We start from the raw sequence: 16,857 nt of genomic DNA on the forward strand, positions 1-16,857 counted from the left end.
GTCGGGCCCGGCATGGAGCACCTCGCGGCTCGCGCTGGGCACGAGCAGCGGCCCCAGCCCGCCGAGGTGGCGGGCCACGTCGGCCGCGGTGGCGCCCTGCGCACCGAGCCCGGGCAGGAGCAGGTGGCCGCCGACCGCGGCCAGGTCGACCCCCGTGGCCTCCAGGTGCTCCCCCACCGTGGCACCCACGACGAGCCCGACGGGGCCCGGCGAGCCGTCCGGGGACAGCCGGGCGTTGTCGGCGGCCGCCTGCGCGGCGACGGCGGCCGCGACGCTCGGTGCGGACGAGCCGGTCGGGCGGGCGTGCTGGACCGACGCGCCCTCCGGGTTGGACGTCAGGCACAGGACGAACACGCCCCCGCCGTGGGCGGCGGCGGCCTCGACGACCGGGGCGAGGCTGCCGTAGCCCAGGTAGGGCGACAGCGTCACGGCGTCCGCCGCGAGCGGGGAGGCGGGGTCGAGCCAGGCGTCGGCGTACCCGGTGGCGGTGGAGCCGATGTCGCCGCGCTTGGCGTCGGCGAGGACGAGCTGGCCGGCGGAGCGGCAGTCCGCGAGCACCTGCTCGAGCACCGCGAGGCCCGCCGAGCCGTGGCGCTCGTAGAAGGCCACCTGCGGCTTGAGCAGCGCAGTCCGGCCGGCCAGCGCCTCGAGCACCGTGCCGGAGAACCGGCGCAGCCCCTCGACGTCGTCGGCCAGGCCCCAGCGGGCGAGCGTGCCGGGGGCGGGGTCGAGCCCGACGCACAGCGGCCCGTGGGCCCGCAGCGCCGCCGCGAGCCGGGAGCCGAACGGGACGGCGGGGCTCACGGGTGGCCCCCGTCCCGGACGGCGTCGTGGGCTCTCCCGACGAGCCCGGCCAGCGAGCCCAGCCCATGGTGGCGGACGACCGCGGCCAGCTCGTCCCGCACCCGGGCGGGGGCACCGGGGTCGCCGAAGGTGACCGTGCCGACCTGCACCGCCGACGCACCCGCCAGGACGAGCTCGGCGGCGTCGCGGCCGGTGCGCACGCCGCCGACCCCGACGACGGGCACGGTCGGCAGCAGCCCGGCGCGCATGGCCGCCGTCACCTGCCAGACGCAGCGGACGGCCACGGGGCGGATCGCGGGGCCGGACAGCCCGCCGGTCACCCGGGACAGGACCGGGGCGCCGCGGTCGACGTCGATGGCGACGCCGAGCAGCGTGTTGACCATGACGAGGCCGTCGGCGCCGGCCGCGAGGACGGACCGGGCGATGGCGACGATGTCGGTGACGTCCGGCGACAGCTTGGCCAGCACCGGCACGCGGGGGTCGGTGGCGGCGCGGACCGCGGCGACGACCTCGGCCGCGCTGCCCGGGTCGCACGCGAACACCAGGCCGCGGTTGGCGACGTTGGGGCAGGAGATGTTGACCTCGACCGCGGCGAGCACGCCGCCGTCCGTGCCGGGGCGGCCGAGCGGGCCGTCGTCCGACGTCGCCGCGCGCAGGGTCCGGGCGATGTCGACGAACTCCTCGACGTCCTCCCCGGCGACGCTGACCACGGCGCGCGCGCCGCGCTCCGCGACCCACGGCAGGTCGTGGGCGAGGAAGTGCGCGATGCCGGGCCCCTGCAGGCCGATGGAGTTGAGCATCCCCGACGGCGTCTCGGCCATCCGTGGCGTCGGCCGCCCGGACCGGGCCCCGCGCATGATCGTCTTGGTGACGACCCCGCCCAGGGTGGTGAGGTCGAGGTACGGGTCGAGCTCGCGGCCGGCCGCCGCGCAGCCGCTTGCCGTCAGCACCCCGGCGGCGAGGTCGACCGTGCCGGCGGGGGCGGTCAGCCGCACCGACATGTCGACGGCGGCGGCAGGGTCTGGGGCGGTGGCACCGCCGACGGAGGCGGCCGCGGGGGCGCTCACGCGGCACCGCCCTCGGGGGCACCGACGGCGTCGGCGGGCACCGAGGCACCGTGGGCGCCGACGCAGTCCCACCGCACGGCGGCGGCGTCGATGACCGGGCCGTCGGTGCAGGCCCGCACCATCCGGGTGGCCCCGTCGGCCCCGCGGACGGGCAGCACGCACGTCATGCAGATGCCGATGCCGCAGGCCATGGCCTCCTCGACGGCGACCTGGACGTCGACCGGGGCGCCGGTCCGCTCCTGCGCGGCGGCGGCGGTGCGGGCGACCGCGGCGAGCATGGCCATCGGCCCGCACGCCGCGACGGTCGTCGGCACGGGCTCCTCGAGCAGCCGGGCGAGCGCGTCGGTCACCCGGCCCGGCTCCCCCGCGCTGCCGTCGTCGGTGGTGACGAGCACCTGCCCGCCGGCCGCCCCGACGACCGCGCGGACGCCGTCGACGTCGCAGAGCCGGTCGGCGTCCCCGGCGCCGACGACGGCGTCGACCCGGACGCCGGCGGCCACGGCGGCCTGCGCGGTCCACGCGAACGGCGCCGAGCCGTAGCCGCCACCGACCAGGACGACGCGCCCGCCCGCGGGGGGCAGCACGAACCGGGTGCCGAGCGGGCCGACCACGTCGAGCTCGTCGCCGGCGCGGCGGCCCGCGATCCAGGCCGTGCCGGCGCCGTGGGCGGCGACGACCACCTCGAGCGTCCCGGCGGCCGGGTCCGCGCGGTGCACGCTGAACGCGCGGCGCAGGAGCATCGAGCTCTGCCGGTCCCCCACGGCCACGGCGACGAACTGCCCGGGCAGGGCCTGGGCGAGGACCGGGTCGGCGATCACGAGGTGGGCGTAGCCGCCGAGGCGGTCGGCGACGACGACGGGTGCGGTCACCTGGGCCGGCCGGGCGGCGGGGAGCACGCCCGCGGGCGCGCTCACCGGTGCGTCTCCCGCTCGGCCGAGATGTCGAGCGCGTGCTGCTGCAGGCTGGCCACCGCGAAGCCGCCGTCGGCGATCGCCTCGATCCCCTGCACGGCGGCGGCGAGCTGCTGGACCGTCGTGATGATGGGCGCGTCGACCGTGGTCGTGGCGGCGCGGATGTCGTAGCCGTCGGCGCGGGCCGCGCGCCCGGACGGGGTGTTGACGACCATCGCCACCCCGCCGTCGAGGATCAGCTGGGTGATGGTCGGCTCCCCGTCGGGGCCGGGCCCCTGGCTGTGCTTGCGGACCACGGTGGAGGCGATGCCGTTGCGGCGCAGGGTCTCCGCCGTGCCCGCGGTGGCGAGGATCTCGAAGCCGAGCGCGGCGAGCCGGCTCAGCGGGAAGAGCATCGCCCGCTTGTCGCGGTCGGCGACGGAGACGAACACCCGCCCGCTCGTGGGCAGCCCGCCGTAGGCCGCGGCCTGGCTCTTGGCGAACGCCCGGGGGAAGTCGGCGTCGATGCCCATGACCTCGCCGGTCGAGCGCATCTCGGGCCCGAGCATGGAGTCCACGACCGCGCCGGTGGCCGTGCGGAACCGCTTGAACGGCAGCACGGCCTCCTTGACCGACACCGACACCGGCGGGTGGCTCGCGCCGTCGCCGACCGCGGGCAGCATGCCCTCGGCGCGCAGGTCGGCGATGGACGTGCCGGTCATGATCCGGGCGGCGGCCTTGGCGAGCGGGACGTCGGTGGCCTTGGAGACGAACGGCACCGTGCGGCTGGCGCGCGGGTTGGCCTCGAGCACCATGACGGTGTCGCCGACGAGCGCGTACTGGACGTTGAGCAGCCCGACCACCCCGACCCCGCGGGCGATCGCCTCGGTGGCGTGGCGGACCTGGGCGAGGACGGCCGCGCCGAGCGTCACCGGCGGCAGCACGCAGGCGCTGTCGCCGGAGTGCACGCCGGCCTCCTCGATGTGCTCCATGACCCCGCCGAGGAAGACCTCGGTGCCGTCGCAGAGCGCGTCGACGTCGATCTCCACGGCGGTCTCGAGGAACCGGTCGACGAGCAGCGGGTGCTGCGGGCCGACCCGGACGCCGGTCTGGCCGGCGCGGGCGACGTAGCCGTCGAGCGCCTCGGCGTCGTCGACGACCTCCATGCCGCGCCCGCCGAGGACGAACGAGGGCCGCACGAGCACGGGGTAGCCGATCCGGTCGGCGACCTCGCGGGCCTCCTCGAAGCTCGCGGCGGTGTCCCAGACCGGGGCGGGCAGGCCCGCGGCGCCGAGCACGTGGCCGAAGGCGCTGCGGTCCTCGGCGAGCCGGATGGCGTCCGGGCTGGTGCCGAGCACCGGCACGCCGGCGGCGGCGAGCTCGTCGGCCAGCCCGAGCGGGGTCTGCCCGCCGAGCTGCACCACGACGCCCAGCAGCTCGCCGGAGCGCTGCTCGGCGTGGACGACCTCGAGGACGTCCTCGATGGTCAGCGGCTCGAAGTACAGCCGGTCGGAGGTGTCGTAGTCCGTCGACACCGTCTCGGGGTTGCAGTTGACCATGATCGTCTCGAAGCCGGCGTCGCGGAGGGCGAAGGCGGCGTGCACGCAGGAGTAGTCGAACTCCACGCCCTGGCCGATCCGGTTGGGGCCGGAGCCGAGGATGACCACCTTGCGGCGGTCGGAGGCGACCACCTCGTCCTCCTCGTCGTAGGAGGAGTAGTGGTACGGCGTGAGGGCGGCGAACTCCGCGGCGCAGGTGTCGACGGTCTTGAAGACCGGCCGGATGCCGAGGGCGTGCCGCAGGCCGCGGACGACGGGCTCGGCCATCCCCCGCAGCTCGCCGAGCTGGGCGTCGGAGAAGCCGTGGCGCTTGGCCCGCCGCAGCGTGGCGGCGTCCAGGGTGGGGGCCGCGGCGACCTCGCGGGCGACGTCGCACAGCAGCGCCATCTGGTCGAGGAACCAGGGGTCGATCCCCGTCGCCTCGTGGACCTGCTCGACGCTCGCCCCGGCCCACAGCGCCTGCTGGACCGCGACGAGCCGGTCCTCGGTGGGCTGGACCGTGGCCGCGAGCAGCGCATCGAGGTCGGCGTCCGTGACGTCCGCCAGCACGGGGAACCGGAACGTCGACCCGCGCCGCTCCAGCGAGCGAGTCGCCTTCTGCAGCGCCTCGGTGAAGCTGCGGCCGATGGCCATGGCCTCGCCGACGGACTTCATGGTGGTCGTCAGGGTGCGGTCGGCGGCCGGGAACTTCTCGAACGCGAAGCGCGGGATCTTCACCACGACGTAGTCCAGCGACGGCTCGAAGCTCGCCGGCGTGGACCCGGTGATGTCGTTGGGGATCTCGTCGAGGGTGTAGCCGATCGCCAGACGGGCGGCGATCTTGGCGATGGGGAACCCGGTCGCCTTGGACGCGAGCGCGCTGGAGCGGGACACGCGGGGGTTCATCTCGATGACGACGACCCGGCCGTCCCGGGGGTCCACCGCGAACTGGATGTTGCAGCCGCCGGTGTCCACCCCGACCCCCCGGATGACCGCGAGGGAGATGTCGCGCAGCCGCTGGTACTCCCGGTCGGTGAGGGTGAGCGCGGGGGCGACGGTGATGGAGTCGCCGGTGTGCACGCCCATCGGGTCGAGGTTCTCGATCGAGCAGACGACGACGACGTTGTCCGCCCGGTCGCGCATGAGCTCGAGCTCGTACTCCTTCCAGCCCTTGATGCTCTCCTCGACGAGCACCTCGTGCGTCGGGCTGGCAGCGAGGCCGGCGACGATCATCCGCCGCAGGGTCTCTTCGTCCTCGGCGAAGCCGGAGCCGAGCCCGCCCATGGTGAACGAGGGCCGCAGGACCACCGGGTAGGAGTACTCGGCCGCGGCGGCGAGCGCGCCGTCGAGATCGCGGACCACGGCGCTGCGGGCGCTCTCGGCGCCGGCGGCGGCCACGACCTGCTTGAACTGCTCGCGGTCCTCGGCCTTGCCGATGGCCTCGATGTCGGCGCCGATGAGCTCGACCCCGTACCTCTCGAGCACGCCCGCCTCCGCGAGCTGGATCGCGGCGTTGAGCGCGGTCTGCCCGCCGAGGGTCGGCAGGATCGCGTCGGGGCGCTCGGCGGCGATGATCCGCTCGATGACCTCGGTGGTGATGGGCTCGATGTACGTGGCGTCCGCGAAGTCGGGGTCGGTCATGATCGTCGCGGGGTTGCTGTTGACGAGGACGACCCGCAGGCCCTCCTCGCGCAGCACGCGGCAGGCCTGGGTGCCGGAGTAGTCGAACTCCGCGGCCTGGCCGATGACGATCGGCCCGGAGCCGATGACGAGGACGCTGGAGATGTCGGTGCGGCGGGGCATCAGGCCGTGCCTCCCTGCTGGGTGGTGCCGGACGGGCCCCCGGCGGAGCGGGTCCCGTGCGGGTCGGTCCGGGGGTGCTGCATGAGGTCGACGAAGCGGTCGAACAGGTAGCCGGCGTCGTGCGGGCCGGCGGCGGCCTCGGGGTGGTACTGGACGCTGAACGCCCGCCGGTCGAGCAGGCTCAGCCCCTCGACCACGTCGTCGTTGAGGCAGACGTGGCTCACCTCGACGCGGCCGAGCCCGCCCACCGGCGCCTCGACGGGCCCGTCGAGCGGGGCGTCGACCGCGAAGCCGTGGTTGTGGGCGGTGATCTCGACCCGGCCGGTGCGCCGGTCGACGACGGGCTGGTTGATGCCGCGGTGGCCGTAGCCGAGCTTGTACGTGCCCAGGCCGAGGGCGCGGCCGAGCAGCTGGTTGCCGAAGCAGATGCCGAAGAACGGGATGTCGCGCTCGAGCACCTGCTGCAGCAGCCGGACCGGGCCCTCCGCGGCGGCGGGGTCGCCGGGGCCGTTGGAGAAGAAGACGCCGTCCGGGCTGACGGCGAGCACGTCGTCCAGCGTCGCCGAGGCCGGCAGCACGTGGGTGCTCACGCCGCGCTCGGCGAGCCGGCGCGGGGTCATCGACTTGATGCCGAGGTCGACGGCGGCGACCGTGAGCCGGCTCTCGCCGAGCGCGGGGACCAGGTAGGCGTCGTCGGTGGAGACCTCGCCGGCCAGGTCGGCGCCGCTCATGGACGGGGACTCCCGAACCAGGCGCAGCAGCTCCTCGACGGGCCGGTCGGCGGCGGGGCCGGAGAAGATGCCGGCGCGCATGACGCCCCGCTCGCGCAGGTGCCGGACGACTGCGCGGGTGTCGACCCCGCCGATGCCGACCGTGCCCTGGGCACGCAGCTCGTCGTCCAGGGTGCGGGTGGAGCGCCAGCTGCTGGGGCGGGGGGCGGGGTCGCGGACCACGTAGCCGGCCACCCACACCCGGCGGGACTCGGCGTCCTCGTCGTTGACGCCGGTGTTGCCGACGTGCGGGGCGGTCATGACGACGACCTGCCGGTGGTAGCTGGGGTCGGTGAGGGTCTCCTGGTAGCCGGTCATGCCGGTGGAGAAGACGGCCTCGCCGACGGTCTGGCCGACGGCGCCGAAGGCCTCGCCGCGGAACAGACGGCCGTCCTCCAGCAGCAGGACGGCGGGGGCCGCGGGGGTGCGGGCCGGGGGGGTGCTCATGCGGGGCCTCCGGGGACGAGGGGCTGCAGGGTGGCGGCGAGGACGGCCGAGGTGGCCCACTCGCGGGGACGGAAGCCGGTGTCGAGCTCGGCGGCGGCGGCCCCGTCGGGGGTGCGGGAGCGCCAGCGCACGACGAGCAGGCCCTCGCCGACGGTGTACTTGCCGGCGATGCCGCTCTCGACCCGCACGGCGAGCAGGTCCTCGGCGGGGACGAACAGGTCGCGGGCACCGGTGCGGGAGAACCACAGCCCGGCCCGGCCGGCGTGCAGGACGGCGTCGGAGCGCACCCCGAGGCCGTGGACGACGACCCGGTCCAGCCACTCCCCGGCGCGGACGGTGGAGACGTAGAGACCCTCGACCGGGTCGAGCAGCGGCTCGCCGAGACCGGCGGCGGGCGGCGCGGCCGGGGGCTCGGGCACGTCGCCCTGGCGCCGGCCGCGGCCGCGCCAGCCGAGCCACATCAGCCCGAAGGCCAGCGGCACGACGAGCAGCACGACGAGGCCGGCGACCCACTGGCTCACCACGCGGCGGGCTCCGGCGCGGGCTCCCGGTCGACCATGGCGCCGTCGAGGACGGTGGGCTGCCCGCGCAGGAACGTCGCGACCACCCGCCCGGGCAGGGTCCGCCCGCGGAACGGGCTGTTACGGCCCGAGGTCTGGTGGGCGGCGGGGTCGACGACGGTGGGGGCGGCCGGGTCGTAGAGGGTGACGTGACCCGGCGCGCCGGCCACGAGGCCGCGCCCGTGGGAGCCGAGGCCCAGGGCGGGGTCGTCGAGCCGGCCGATCCGGGCCGGCGCCGTGGACATCCGCTCGGCGACGGCCGACCAGCCCATGAGCCCGGTGTCGACGAGCGTCTCCTGGACCACGGCGAGCGCGGTCTCCAGGCCGGTCATGCCCATGGCCGCGGCGGCCCACTCGCAGTCCTTGGCCTCGGTGGGGTGCGGGGCGTGGTCGGTGGCCACGACGTCGACGGTCCCGTCGGCAACCGCCTCGCGCAGCGCCTGCACGTCGGCGGCCGTGCGCAGCGGCGGGTTGACCTTGTAGACGGGGTCGTAGCTGCGGACCAGCTCGTCGGTGAGCAGCAGGTGGTGGGGCGTCACCTCGGCGGTGACGGGCAGGCCGCGCTGCTTGGCGAGCCGGACGATCTCCACGCTGCCGGCGGTCGAGACGTGGCAGACGTGCACCCGGGAGCGGACGTGCGCGGCGAGCAGCACGTCGCGGGCGATGACGGCCTCCTCGGCCACGGCCGGCCACCCCGTGAGCCCGAGGACGCCGGACACGTCGCCCTCGTGCATCTGCGCGCCCTCGGTGAGGCGCGGGTCCTGCGCGTGCTGGGCGACGACGCCGTCGAAGGCGCGCACGTACTCCAGCGCCCGGCGCATGAGGACGGGGTCGGACACGCAGTGCCCGTCGTCGCTGAACACCCGGACCCGCGCGGTGGAGGCGGCCATGGCACCGAGCTCCGCGAGCCGGCTGCCGGCGAGGCCGACGGTGACGGCGCCGACCGGGCGCACGTCGCACCAGCCGGCCTGCCGCCCCAGGCGGTGGACCTGCTCGACGACCCCGGCGGTGTCGGCGACCGGGCTGGTGTTGGCCATGGCGTGCACGGCGGTGTACCCGCCGGCCGCCGCGGCGCGGGTCCCGGACTCGACGGTCTCGGCGTCCTCGCGGCCCGGCTCGCGCAGGTGGGTGTGGAGGTCCACGAGACCCGGCAGCGCGACCAGGCCGTCGGCGTCGACGACGCGGGCGCCGCCGGCGTCCAGCGAGCCGGCCGCGCCGATCTCGGCCAGCGTGCCGTCGCGCAGCAGCAGGTCCGCGGCCGTGCCGTCGGGCAGCAGCGCCCCCCGCAGCACCCAGGTCCCGCTCATGCCTCGCTCCCCTCTCCGGCCAGCAGCAGGTACAGCGCGGCCATCCGCACCGACACCCCGTTCGTCACCTGGTCCAGCACGACGGCCCGGGGGCTGTCGGCGGCGTCGGCGCTGATCTCCAGGCCGCGGTTCATCGGTCCGGGGTGCATGACGACGGCGTGCCCGGGCAGCAGCCGCAGCCGCCGCGCGTCCAGGCCGTAGCGCCGGGAGTACTCCCGCTCGGACGGGAAGTAGGCGGCGTTCATCCGCTCCCCCTGGACCCGCAGCATCATCACCGCGTCCACGCCGGGCAGCACCGCGTCCAGGTCGAACGACGTGGCGCAGGGCCAGCTCCCGACGCCGAGCGGCAGCAGGGTCGGCGGCGCGACGAGCGTGACCTCGGCGCCGAGGGTGTGGAGCAGGTGGACGTTGGAGCGGGCCACCCGGCTGTGCAGGACGTCGCCGACCACCGCGACCCGGACGCCGGCGAGGTCACCCTCGCCCCCGCGCAGGTGCCGGCGCAGGGTGAAGGCGTCGAGCAGGGCCTGGGTGGGGTGCTCGTGGGTGCCGTCGCCGGCGTTGAGCACCGCGCCCGTCGTCCAGCCCATCGCCGCGAGCCGGTGGGGCGCGCCCGACGCGGGGTGGCGGATGACGACGGCGTCGGCGCCCATCGCCTGCAGCGTCTCCGCGGTGTCCTTGAGGCTCTCGCCCTTGGACACGCTGGAGCCCTTGGCCGCGAAGTTGATGACGTCGGCCGACAACCGCTTGGCGGCCGCCTCGAACGAGATCCGGGTGCGCGTGGAGTCCTCGTAGAACAGGTTGACCACCGTGCGCCCGCGCAGCGTCGGGAGTTTCTTGATCTCCCGGCGCTGGGTTGCGGCCATGGCCTCGGCGGTGTCGAGGAGCTGCACGGCCGCGGCGTGGTCCAGGTCGGCGGTGGACAGCAGGTGCCTCACGCGCCCGCCCCCGGGACGGCCGTGCCCGTCGGCCGCAGCGGGCGCAGGATGTCGACCCCGTCGCTCCCGTCGGTCTCGCGCAGCCGGACGGCGACCTTCTCGTCGGCGGCCGTCGGCAGGTTGCGCCCGACGTGGTCCGCGCGGATGGGCAGCTCGCGGTGGCCCCGGTCGACGAGCACGACGAGGCGCACCGCGCGGGGCCGGCCCAGGTCGGCGACCGCGTCCAGCGCGGCCCGGATGGTGCGGCCGGAGAAGAGGACGTCGTCGACGAGCACGACGACACGGTCCGTGACGTCCACAGGGACCCCGGTCACGGCCAGTCCTCGCGTGGGGTGATGACGGAGGTCGTCGCGGTACATCGTCACGTCGAGGGAGCCGGTGGGCGGGCGGACCCCGTCGACCTGCTCCAGCGCCGCCGCGACGCGCTCGGCCAGCGGCACCCCGCGGGTGGGGATGCCGAGCAGCACGAGGTCGGCCGCCGAGCGGTTCCGCTCGAGCAGCTCGTGGGCGATCCGCTGGACGACGCGGTCGATGTCGTCGGAGCTGACGACGGTCCGCTCGTGCATCGGTCCGTCGTCGGGACCCTGGTCGGCGCCGGCGTCGGTGACGGCTCCTGGGTCGTGGTCGGGGCTCTGCTGCTCGGGCACGGTCGCGTGGACCTCCTTCCCCGCCTCACGGGACGGGACTTAAAGGACGTCGGTCGCCGAGCACCCTAGCGCGCGGCCGACGGGGGCCCACCCGCGTGCCCGGTGGCGGAGACGGACCGTTGGGACTAGCCCGACCTGGTGACGCTCCGTGGCCAGGTGCTTGACCGCGTGAGTAACTCTCCGTGATCCTTACGGGGTGGCAACTGACTATGCACGCGCCCTCGGCTCGCGTCTCCGAGCGATCCGTACCCAGCAGGGTCTGTCCCTGCACGGCGTCGAGGAGAAGTCCCAGGGTCGGTGGAAGGCCGTCGTCGTCGGCTCGTACGAGCGCGGCGACCGTGCCGTCACCGTCCAGCGTCTCGCGGAGCTCGCCGACTTCTACGGCGTCCCCGTGCAGGCCCTCCTCCCGGACGGCGCACCTGCCGGCTCCGGCGAGCCCCCGCCCCGCCTGGTCCTCGACCTGGAGCGGCTCATGAACGTCCCGGCGGAGAAGGCCGGCCCCCTGGCCCGCTACGCCCAGACCATCCAGTCCCAGCGCGGCGACTACAACGGCAAGATCCTGTCGATCCGCGCCGACGACCTGCGCTCGCTGGCCGTCATCTACGACCTCGCGCCCGCCGCGCTGGTCGACCAGCTCATCAGCTGGCAGGTGCTGGACGCCGACGCCCGCCGGGCCGTCCTGGACTGAGGGCAGAGGAGCCCCCAGCCCCCGTGGGGCCGGACCTCAGGCCTGCAGCGTCGCCTTGAGGCTCCGGATCCGCGCGAGCAGCCCGTTGACGAAGGCGGGCGACTCGTCGGTCGACAGCTCCGACGCCAGCGTGACGGCCTCGCTGATGACGACGTCGTCCGGCACGTCCTCGGCGTGGAGCAGCTCCCACGTGGCGATGCGCAGGATGCCCCGGTCCACCGACGGCATCCGGTCCAGCGTCCAGCCGTGGGCGTACGTGGCCAGCGCCTCGTCGATCTGCACCTGGTGGGCGACGACACCCTCGACGAGGGTGACGGCGTACTCCGGGACGGGCGGCTCGCCGTCCTGGATCCGGGTGGCGAGCAGGCCGATCGGCTCCAGCCGGCGCTGCTCGGCCTCGAACAGGACGTCGAGGGCCCGCTTGCGGGCCTTGTGCCGGGCGCTCAGCTGACGCGCCCGAGGTAGTCACCCGAGCGGGTGTCGACCTTGACCTTGGTGCCGGTCTCGAGGAACAGCGGCACCTGGATCTCGCGGCCGGTCTCCAGCGTCGCCGGCTTGGTGCCGCCGGTGGACCGGTCGCCCTGCAGGCCGGGGTCGGTGTGGCTGATGACCAGCTCGACCGAGGCGGGCAGCTCGACGTACAGCACCGTGCCCTCGTGGACGGCGACGACCGCGTCCTGGTTCTCCAGCAGGAAGTCCGCGGCCTCGCCCACGGTGGCGCGGGGGACGTTCAGCTGGTCGTACGTGCTGGAGTCCATGAACACGTAGTCCTCGCCGTCGGCGTACAGGTACTGCATGTCCCGCTTGTCCACCGTGGCGGTCTCGACCTTGAGGCCGGCGTTGAACGTCTTGTCGACGACCTTGCCGGACAGGACGTTCTTGAGCTTGGTGCGGACGAAGGCGGGGCCCTTGCCCGGCTTGACGTGCTGGAACTCCACCACGGTCCAGAGGTTGCCGTCGATGTTCAGCACGAGGCCGTTCTTGAGGTCGTTGGTCGTCGCCATGGTGCGCGATCCTATCGGCCCTGGCGCGGCGGCCTGCGCCGTCGGGCGTCCCTCAGCGGGCGGCGGCGGCGCCGACGACCGCGTGCAGCGCGAGCGCGTACCCGGCGACCCCGAAGCCCGCGACGACCCCGGTCGCCACGGGCGTGACGACGCTGTGGCGGCGGAACTGCTCGCGCGCGCCCGGGTTGCTGATGTGCACCTCGACCAGCACGAGGCCCGCGCCGGTGACGAGCGCGGCGGCGTCGCGCAGCGCGTAGGAGTAGTGGGTGAACGCCGCGGGGTTGACCACGACGTGCAGGCCGCGGTCGACCGCCTCGTGCAGCCACGCGACCAGGTCGGACTCGTCGTCGCTCTGGCGGACCTCCGCCCGGACGCCGAGCTCGTCGGCCGCGCGGGCGACGAGCGCGACCAGCCCGTCGTGGTCGGTGCGGCCGTAGACGTCCGGCTCGCGGCTGCCGAGCCGGGACAGGTTGGGCCCGTTGAGCACGAGCACCTCCGGGCGGGGAGCCGGGGCGGCGTCGCTCACGAGTCGCTGACCTCGACGTAGGCCGCCTGCAGCAGCGCCGGGTCGGGGCCCTCGAGCCGGGTGGGCCGGCCGGAGCCGTCGAGCACGACGAAGCGCAGCAGGTCGCCGCGGGTCTTCTTGTCCTTGCGCATGCCGTCGTAGAGGGCGGACCAGCGGTCGCCGCGGTAGGCGATGGGCAGGCCGAGCCCGGCGAGGATGCTGCGGTGGCGGTCGACGACCTTCTCCGGCAGGTGGCCGGCGAGCCGGCCCAGCTCGGCGGCGTAGACCATCCCCACGCTGACGGCCGCACCGTGGCGCCAGGTGAACCGCTCGACCAGCTCGATGGCGTGGCCGAAGGTGTGCCCGTAGTTGAGCACCTCGCGCAGGCCGGTCTCGGTGAGGTCCTCCCCCACCACGGCCGCCTTGACGCTCACCGAGCGCTCGACGAGCTCGGCCAGCACGGGGCTGTCCCAGCGGACGGCCTCGTCGGGCTGCTGCTCGACGAGGCTGAGGATGCCGGGGTCGGCGATGAACCCGCACTTGACGACCTCGGCCATGCCGGCGCGCAGGTCGAACTGGGGCAGGGTCTCCAGGGCGGACAGGTCGGCGAGCACGCCCGCGGGCGGGTGGAACGCGCCGACGAGGTTCTTGCCCTCGGTGGTGTTGATGCCGGTCTTGCCGCCGACGGCCGCGTCGACCATGCCGAGCAGCGTGGTGGGGACGTGGACGACCTTGACACCGCGCAGCCACGTCGCGGCGACGAAGCCGGCGAGGTCTGTGACGGCACCGCCGCCGACCCCGACCACGGCGTCGGAGCGGGTGAACCCGGCCTGGCCGAGCACCTGCCAGCAGAAGGAGGCGACCTGGGCGACCTTGGCCTCCTCGCCGTCGGGCACCTCGGCGGTGACGGCCTCGTACCCGGACGCGGCGAGGTCCTCGCGGACGGCGTCGCCCGTGGCCCGCAGCGCGCGCGGGTGCACGACGAGCACGCGACGCACGCCGCCGCCGAGCAGCGCCGGCAGCCGGTCGAGCAGGCGGTGGCCGATGACGACGTCGTAGGGCTGCTCGCCCTCGACCCGGACGACGGTCGGCTCGCTCACGGGGCAGGGACCTCCAGGTCTCCGGTCAGGTCGGGGAACGCGGCCAGGACCTGGTCGACGACCTGGTCGGGGTCGAGGTCGCTGGTGTGCACGACCGCGGTGGCGAGCTCGGTGTAGACGGGACGGCGGACGTCCATGAGCCGGGTCCACGTCGCGCGCGGGGCGTCGAGCAGGAGCGGCCGGGGCGCGTCCATGCCGACCCGGCGGGCGGCCGCGGCGAGGCCGACGTCGAGGAACACCACGCGGTGCCCGCGCAGCCGCTCGCGCGTCTCGGGGTCGACCGGGGCGCCGCCGCCGAGGGCGAGCACGCCCCTGTGCTCGGCGAGAGCCGCGGCGACCGCGTCGCGCTCGAGGTCGCGGAAGGCCGGCTCCCCCGAGTACAGGAAGATGTCGGGGATCGGCGTGCCCGTGCCCGCCTCGACGTCGGCGTCGGTGTCGCGCACGTCGGCACCGAGCCGCGTCGCCAGCGCGGTGGCGACGGTGGTCTTGCCGGCCCCGGGCGGCCCGACGAGGACCACGAGCGGGGCGTCGACGCCGGGGCGGCGGCCCGCCGCGCCGGAGGGTGCCGGCACGCCGGCGCCCGCGGGGTCGGTCACCGCAGCACCAGGCCGTCGAGATAGCCCCGGACGTTGCGCGCGGTCTCCCCGACGCTGTCGCCGCCGAACTTCTCGAGCAGCGCCTGGGCGAGCACGAGGGCCACCTCGGCCTCGGCGACGACGCCCGAGGCGGGGACCGCGCACACGTCGGAGCGCTGGTTGATGGCCACCGCCGGCTCGCCGGTGGCGGTATCGATGGTGGCCAGCGCCCGCGGGACGGTGCTGATCGGCTTCATGGCGGCGCGCACGCGGAGCACGTCGCCGGTGCTCATGCCGCCCTCGGTGCCGCCGGCGCGCCCGGTGCGGCGGCGCAGGCGGCCGTCCTCGCCGGTCTCGATCTCGTCGTGGGCGGCGGAGCCGCGGCGACGGGCGGTGGTGAAGCCGTCGCCGATCTCCACGCCCTTCATGGCCTGGATGCCCATGACGGCGCCGGCGAGCCGGCCGTCGAGGCGGCGGTCGCCGTGGACGTGGCTGCCCAGGCCCGGCGGCAGGCCGTAGGCGAGCACCTCGACGACGCCGCCGAGGGTGTCGCCGTCCTTGCGGGCGGCGTCGATCTCCTCCACCATCGCCCGGCTGGTGGCCCCGTCGTGACAGCGGACCGGGTCGGCGTCGAGCGCGGCCACGTCGTCGGGCAGCGGCAGCGTCGTGCCCTCGGGGACGGCGACCGTGCCGACGGCGACGGTGTGGCTGACCAGCCGGACGCCGGCGGCCTGCTCGAGCAGCGCGGCCGCGACCGTGCCCAGCGCGACCCGGGCGGCGGTCTCGCGGGCGCTGGCGCGCTCGAGGACGGGGCGGGCGTCGTCGAAGCCGTACTTCTGCATGCCGACCAGGTCGGCGTGGCCGGGCCGGGGGCGGGTGAGGGGGGCGTTGCGGGCCTGGCCGGCGAGGACGTCGGCGTCGACCGGGTCCGGTGCCATGACGGTCTGCCACTTGGGCCACTCGGTGTTGGCCACCTGGACCGCGAGCGGGCCGCCCATGGTCACGCCGTGCCGCAGGCCCCCGAGGAAGCTCACCTGGTCCTGCTCGAACTTCATCCGGGCCCCGCGGCCGTAGCCGAGCCGGCGGCGGGCGAGCACGGCGGCGACGTCGTCGGAGGTGACCCGGACACCGGCCGGCACACCCTCGACGACACCCACCAGGGCTGGGCCGTGGCTCTCCCCGGCGGTGATCCATCGCATGGGCGTCATCGTCCCACGCACCCGTGGCACGACCGCGCGGCGGCCGTCGCTCGGACGGCCGCCGCTCGGGTGGTGGTGCAGGCGGTGCGGCCGGTCAGACCACCGTGAACATGAGGACGCCGCCGACGGAGACGCGGTAGGTCGACGAGCCGACCTGGACCATGACGGTGCTGGGCTGGACGGAGTCGTCGACCGAGCGGTAGGTGAGCACCACCGGCTCGCCCGTCGTGGTGGTGCCCAGGACGACGGAGTCGCCGACGGCGTCCAGGCCGCCGTCCGGGGCGGGCTCCAGGTCGAGCGTGACCGCCGCGCCGTTGACCGACAGCTGGAGCGGGTCGCCGGGCAGGACGGGGTCGACGGAGACGAACTCCACCGTGCGCAGCTTCGCCAGCTCGGCGCGGGTCCGGTCGACGACGTCGCGCAGCCCGGCGTTCTCGGCCAGGAGCGCGTCCTGCTCGGCGGTGAGGGTGGCGACCTGCTGGCTGAGCGCCGAGTCGCCGGCGCCGGCGAGGACCAGCTGCTGGGTGAGGGTGGCGATCTGGGCCTGCAGCTCGCGGACCCGCTGCTCCGCAGCGGCGGCCTGGGGACCTGCAGGGCCCGTGGTCGTCGACCCGCCCCCCGTCGCGGCCCCTGCAGCCGTGCCGCCGGGAGGACCCGTAGGAGCGTCCGTCGCCGGGGCGTCACCGCCGGCCGCGTCGGCGCCCACGTCGTCGACGAGCGGGACGAAGACGTTGCGACCCAGGACGGCGGCGGTGGGCAGCGGCGCGCTCACGGTCGACGCGGGGCTGGGCTCGACAGAGGGGACCGGCTGGACGGCTGCGGGGGGTACCGCCGCCAGCTCGACGTCGCTCCCGCCGCCTAGCACCAGAGCGGCGGCGCCACCGAGGACGCCGAGGGCGGCGACCCCGGCGGCCACCGCGATGACGACGGTACGACGGCCGGTCGCTGTGGGCTCCTCCGTCGCTGCTGCCGGGAGGGCCGGCGCGGCGACGGGTGTGCCGAACGAGTTGGCGGGCAT

At 75.6% G+C, this 16,857-nt stretch carries 17 protein-coding genes; 1 reads left to right on the forward strand and 16 read right to left on the reverse strand.

What is annotated here, in order from left to right:
* The 9 genes from pyrF to pyrR form a co-directional block, all read right to left on the reverse strand.
* A partial coding sequence (gene pyrF / locus WCS02_RS05025; protein WP_340290614.1) for an orotidine-5'-phosphate decarboxylase occupies window positions 1–804 on the reverse strand: 804 nt, incomplete at its 3' end.
* On the reverse strand, window positions 801–1,871 hold the full coding sequence (locus tag WCS02_RS05030) for a dihydroorotate dehydrogenase (protein ID WP_340290618.1): 1,071 nt from the start codon (window positions 1,869–1,871) through the stop codon (window positions 801–803). The genes pyrF and WCS02_RS05030, both read right to left, overlap by 4 nt.
* Window positions 1,868–2,785 (reverse strand): iron-sulfur cluster-binding protein, encoded by a 918-nt coding sequence (locus tag WCS02_RS05035; RefSeq protein ID WP_340290621.1) that lies wholly within the window; start codon window positions 2,783–2,785, stop codon window positions 1,868–1,870. The genes WCS02_RS05030 and WCS02_RS05035 overlap by 4 nt, the downstream gene beginning before the upstream one ends.
* Window positions 2,782–6,102: a carbamoyl-phosphate synthase large subunit gene (gene carB, locus WCS02_RS05040; protein WP_340290624.1), complete on the reverse strand. Its 3,321-nt coding sequence runs from the start codon at window positions 6,100–6,102 to the stop codon at window positions 2,782–2,784. The genes WCS02_RS05035 and carB overlap by 4 nt, the downstream gene beginning before the upstream one ends.
* Window positions 6,102–7,319 carry a glutamine-hydrolyzing carbamoyl-phosphate synthase small subunit gene (gene carA, locus WCS02_RS05045; protein WP_340290627.1) on the reverse strand — a complete coding sequence of 406 codons (1,218 nt, stop codon included), beginning with the start codon at window positions 7,317–7,319 and terminating at the stop codon, window positions 6,102–6,104. The genes carB and carA overlap by 1 nt, the downstream gene beginning before the upstream one ends.
* The gene (locus WCS02_RS05050; protein ID WP_340290629.1) at window positions 7,316–7,840 is read right to left on the reverse strand and encodes a PH-like domain-containing protein; all 525 of its coding nucleotides are present in this window, start codon (window positions 7,838–7,840) and stop codon (window positions 7,316–7,318) included. The genes carA and WCS02_RS05050 overlap by 4 nt, the downstream gene beginning before the upstream one ends.
* Window positions 7,837–9,186 (reverse strand): dihydroorotase, encoded by a 1,350-nt coding sequence (locus WCS02_RS05055; protein ID WP_340290631.1) that lies wholly within the window; start codon window positions 9,184–9,186, stop codon window positions 7,837–7,839. The genes WCS02_RS05050 and WCS02_RS05055 overlap by 4 nt, the downstream gene beginning before the upstream one ends.
* Entirely contained in the window at window positions 9,183–10,121 is a 939-nt protein-coding gene (locus WCS02_RS05060; protein WP_340290633.1) for an aspartate carbamoyltransferase catalytic subunit, read from the reverse strand. The genes WCS02_RS05055 and WCS02_RS05060 overlap by 4 nt, the downstream gene beginning before the upstream one ends.
* Window positions 10,118–10,687 carry a bifunctional pyr operon transcriptional regulator/uracil phosphoribosyltransferase PyrR gene (gene pyrR, locus WCS02_RS05065; protein ID WP_340290681.1) on the reverse strand — a complete coding sequence of 190 codons (570 nt, stop codon included), beginning with the start codon at window positions 10,685–10,687 and terminating at the stop codon, window positions 10,118–10,120. The genes WCS02_RS05060 and pyrR overlap by 4 nt, the downstream gene beginning before the upstream one ends.
* Window positions 10,688–10,964: 277 nt before the next feature.
* Here pyrR and bldD point away from each other — a divergent pair, with 277 nt between their 5' ends.
* A complete protein-coding gene (gene bldD / locus WCS02_RS05070; RefSeq protein WP_340290635.1) occupies window positions 10,965–11,456 on the forward strand; it encodes a transcriptional regulator BldD in 492 nt (163 codons plus the stop codon).
* A gap of 36 nt (window positions 11,457–11,492) precedes the next feature.
* On the opposite strand, the gene nusB is transcribed toward bldD, so the two are convergent.
* The 7 genes from nusB to WCS02_RS05105 form a co-directional block, all read right to left on the reverse strand.
* Window positions 11,493–11,903, reverse strand: a complete 411-nt coding sequence (gene nusB, locus WCS02_RS05075; protein WP_340290684.1) for a transcription antitermination factor NusB — start codon at window positions 11,901–11,903, stop codon at window positions 11,493–11,495.
* Entirely contained in the window at window positions 11,900–12,460 is a 561-nt protein-coding gene (gene efp, locus WCS02_RS05080) for an elongation factor P (RefSeq protein WP_340290637.1), read from the reverse strand. Before efp ends, nusB begins: the two co-directional genes overlap by 4 nt.
* A 52-nt stretch (window positions 12,461–12,512) precedes the next feature.
* Complete coding sequence (locus WCS02_RS05085) at window positions 12,513–12,986, reverse strand: type II 3-dehydroquinate dehydratase (RefSeq protein WP_340290639.1); 474 nt, start codon at window positions 12,984–12,986, stop codon at window positions 12,513–12,515.
* Complete coding sequence (gene aroB / locus WCS02_RS05090; protein ID WP_340290641.1) at window positions 12,983–14,065, reverse strand: 3-dehydroquinate synthase; 1,083 nt, start codon at window positions 14,063–14,065, stop codon at window positions 12,983–12,985. The genes WCS02_RS05085 and aroB overlap by 4 nt, the downstream gene beginning before the upstream one ends.
* Entirely contained in the window at window positions 14,062–14,661 is a 600-nt protein-coding gene (locus WCS02_RS05095; protein ID WP_376984033.1) for a shikimate kinase, read from the reverse strand. Before WCS02_RS05095 ends, aroB begins: the two co-directional genes overlap by 4 nt.
* Window positions 14,658–15,839, reverse strand: a complete 1,182-nt coding sequence (gene aroC, locus WCS02_RS05100) for a chorismate synthase (protein WP_340290643.1) — start codon at window positions 15,837–15,839, stop codon at window positions 14,658–14,660. Before aroC ends, WCS02_RS05095 begins: the two co-directional genes overlap by 4 nt.
* Window positions 15,840–15,933: 94 nt before the next feature.
* The gene (locus tag WCS02_RS05105) at window positions 15,934–16,857 is read right to left on the reverse strand and encodes a hypothetical protein (protein WP_340290645.1); all 924 of its coding nucleotides are present in this window, start codon (window positions 16,855–16,857) and stop codon (window positions 15,934–15,936) included.

Source organism: Aquipuribacter hungaricus, from assembly GCF_037860755.1.
Lineage (GTDB): Bacteria > Actinomycetota > Actinomycetes > Actinomycetales > JBBAYJ01 > Aquipuribacter > Aquipuribacter hungaricus.